Consider the following 3,471-nt stretch of genomic DNA (forward strand, 5'->3'; position numbering starts at 1 on the left):
ATAGTGGTGATAAACGCTCTTTTTTTGCTACTTTTTTACTTTTTTATTGATAGACAGCGCCTCTTTTTTATGCTTCTCGTTTTTTTTATCAGTTTTGACATAGTCGGTTTGGTAGATGAATTCGGGAAATTTTTTAACCTGTGGTGCTATCCTCACCAGATGCTTCCGTTTACAGATCGCTTCAATACGGTTGACTTTGCTATTATTCCGGTAAGTATCGCACTCGTCTACCAATTTTTTAGCAAATGGAAATTTTTCTTCATCGCACATGCCGTTAATTCTGCCATTATTGCTTTTATAGGTATTCCGCTATTTAGAGCGCTGCATTTATATGAATTGCTGAACTGGACAATTTTTTATTCTTTTCTCACAGTATTTATCATAGGAATTGTGGTGAAAATCATTAGCGATTGGATGGCAGGTAAGAATAGACGCTATAGAATCAGCTGAACAAACCATACTTATATCTATACGGGATATGAGTATGGTTTGTTTGTATGAAAATAACGCGTTATTTCTTTATAATAGGCGTAAGAGGAGATGAATAAAAAATGGAGAACGCTACCCAAATATTTTATGAATTAGAATGCATGCACTTAAAATCAGAAGTACGAACCTCTGCTAAAGAGCTTTCAAACATTCTTGCAGATGATTACGTGGAGTTTGGCAGTTCGGGCACGGTATGGAAACGAAAAGATTACAATAACAATCATGTACTCTCGCCAGATGTATTCGAAATCTCTCATTTTCATATAGACGTATTGTCTCCTGACTGCGTATTAACTACCTATCATCTTATGAACCATACGGCAGAAAAAAAGACGCTTCGCAGTTCTATTTGGCGAAAAAGAGAAGAAAAGTGGCGTTTGTTTTTCCATCAAGGCACAGTGACAAACGGTGATCAATAAATAAGATTATTCGGTTATTATTATACTTTCCCTCTATTTGATGCTATGATGAAAGTATATTTTGACGTAAGGGATGTTTTGAGATGAGCAAAAATAACGTAAAAAAAGAAGTGTTTTCATGGATTAAGTCCATTGTTATTGCATTGGTTATTGTAGTGGGAGTTCGCCATTTTTTATTTGCGCCAACTACAGTTCACGGGGAATCGATGTATCCAACGTTTGAAGATTCAAACCGCGTTATTTTAAATAAAATCAGTGATGTTGATCGCTTTGATATGATTGTATTTCATGCACCGGATGCAGATGAAAATTATATTAAACGTGTAATTGGACTGCCAGGAGATACGGTAGAAATGAAAAACGACGTTCTATATATTAACGGTAAAGCTTATAAAGAGCCGTATTTAAAAGAATCTAAAAAATCTCTTGCACCTAATGAAAAATTCACGGAAGATTTTACGCTTCAAACGCTGCCTGCAACTGATGGCAAAGTGAAGGTACCGAAAAATTCACTGTTTGTAATGGGGGACAACCGTCCTGTAAGTCATGATGGACGAGCATTTGGCTTCATTCCACAAAAATCAGTTATCGGAAAAGTGCAGTTTCGCTACTATCCATTAAATGAAGTAGGCGAACCGAAATAAAAAAAGGAAAAAAGGCTGGCGGAATTTAATTCGCCAGCCTTTTTTATTGGGTTAAAAGAACTGATTTTAAAAAACGATTTGCTTTATGCAAGTTAAACATCTTCTAAGAAATCAGTAAATTAGACCTTGTTTTTTTCTTTGTTTAGGAAATCATAAGGGTGTTTAAAAAGGGACTTCTAGGTGCCTATGTTACTTCAAAGTAAGAGATAGTACTGATAGGTAAGTAGTTTTTATGGGTATACAGATATATGAAGATAAAGAAACAAGGATTTTGGAAAGGAGCAGGTCAGCATGAAAAACGTATTAATCATTAATGGACACGAGTATTATAAAAAATCAAAAGGAGAGTTAAATCAAACGATTTTTAACGAAATGCAGCATTTACTCACTGATCAATTTGACATTAAAACAACGGTGGTTGATAAAGGCTACGAAGTAGAAGAAGAAATTGAAAAGTGGCTATGGGCTGATGTTGTGATTATGCAGACGCCTATTTACTGGTTCRGCATTCCCGGAAAGTTTAAGCAATATATTGATCGCGTATATATGGATAACATTTTCTTTAAAGGTTCAAATCAATACGGGCGAGGCGGCTTATTAACTGGGAAAAAATACATRTTTTCTCTCACATGGAATGCGCCGGAAGCTATTTTCGACAATGACGAAGCTTTCTATGAAGGAAAAAGTTTAGATGAAGCCATTATGCATTTGCATAAAATGAATCAGTACGTCGGTATGAGCCCACTTCCAACGTACACTATTCATGATGTAGTCAAACATCCAAACATTGATCACTACAAGCATAAATTAGAAAATCATGTAGCAGAAGTATTTGGAATAGGAGAGCATCATTGAACTACCCCCACTTAGCAAGCCTGAAGTGGGGGATTCCTAAAATCTTTAAAGACTTAGGAACCCTTCCCTATAAAAATCGATATCTACAAAAAACCTGACTAAACAGTCGGGTTTTTTTATTCACTTTGACGCAAAAATCGTAGTCAAAAACAGTTTTTCTTTTTCTTTCTGAGCACTAGCGAAATGTCTACAATGGTAAGGAAGAGTTAACCATCAAGTTGCACAATAATTGGACCAGAAGTGGTAATGAAAGCGTAAACATTTTGGTAGAGATCAGTGATAGAATAAATTTAAGCAAGGGGGGAGCAATTGATGCATCTAGATGAAAGGAGCAATTTAATTTTAAAACGAGTGGTTAGTAATCCTGGTATTTCCAATACGGAATTAGAGAGAAAGTATCATCTTTCACGGAGGCAGATTAGCTACAGCTTTACAAAAATTAATGACTGGTTAAAGAGTAATAACTATCCGAAAATTCAGCGAACGAACGGGGGGGAATTTATTATTGATCCTCTTCTAATGGAACTGTTTGCTGAAAAAGTCGAACACTCTGCTGGAAGTTATATTCCGTCTGAAAAAGAAAGAGCTCAATTGGTTTTGCTTATGCTATTAAGTAGCGAAGAAGAATTATCTTTACTTCATTTCTCTAGCTCGCTATCAGTGAGTAAGAATACGGTATTAAGAGATATGAAATATACACAGAAAATTGTAAATGGTTATCATCTTGAAATTGTTTATTCGCGAATGTATGGATACGACATAGTAGGAAGTGAGTGGAATAAAAGGAAGCTGCTTATTGAAGTACTGCGGACCGTCTATGACATGTATCAAGGCGAGACGTATATTCAGGCGTATACAGGAACTTCAAGAGAAGAAATTCAGAGATTAAAAGAGCAAATGGAAAAAGTAGAAAAGCGTTTAGCACTTCAATTTATCGATCAAAAAATAAAACTTCTTCCATATACAATAGCTATTTTGTTAAAACGRATTAAAAAAGGAAACTTAATTAAAGATTCTTATCATATCGACTATGAAGAACTGTCGGATACAAAAGAGTTTGAAGC

At 35.3% G+C, this 3,471-nt stretch carries 5 protein-coding genes; all 5 read left to right on the plus strand.

What is annotated here, in order from left to right; genetic code table 11:
- The coding region (locus AC1DRF_RS19955; RefSeq protein ID WP_477741497.1) for a CBO0543 family protein at window positions 1-450 on the plus strand (450 nt) is incomplete at its 5' end.
- 101 nt (window positions 451-551) lie between these two features.
- Window positions 552-908 carry a nuclear transport factor 2 family protein gene (locus AC1DRF_RS19960; protein ID WP_097822777.1) on the plus strand — a complete coding sequence of 119 codons (357 nt, stop codon included), beginning with the start codon at window positions 552-554 and terminating at the stop codon, window positions 906-908.
- An 83-nt stretch (window positions 909-991) separates the two neighbouring features.
- A complete protein-coding gene (gene lepB, locus AC1DRF_RS19965; protein WP_025751067.1) occupies window positions 992-1,552 on the plus strand; it encodes a signal peptidase I in 561 nt (186 codons plus the stop codon).
- Window positions 1,553-1,843: 291 nt separating this feature from the next.
- Window positions 1,844-2,407, plus strand: coding sequence for an NAD(P)H-dependent oxidoreductase (locus AC1DRF_RS19970; RefSeq protein ID WP_477741498.1), 564 nt, complete (start codon window positions 1,844-1,846; stop codon window positions 2,405-2,407).
- 312 nt (window positions 2,408-2,719) lie between these two features.
- Window positions 2,720-3,471 (plus strand): helix-turn-helix domain-containing protein (locus tag AC1DRF_RS19975; protein WP_477741499.1); only part of this gene is annotated, 752 nt, incomplete at its 3' end.

The organism is Priestia sp. P5_B4 (genome assembly GCF_056400385.1).

Coding starts and splice junctions, on each gene's coding strand:
- AC1DRF_RS19960 (WP_097822777.1), top strand. CDS start 552: ATGGAGAACGCTACCCAAATATTTTATGAATTAGAATGCATGCACTTA.
- lepB (WP_025751067.1), top strand. CDS start 992: ATGAGCAAAAATAACGTAAAAAAAGAAGTGTTTTCATGGATTAAGTCC.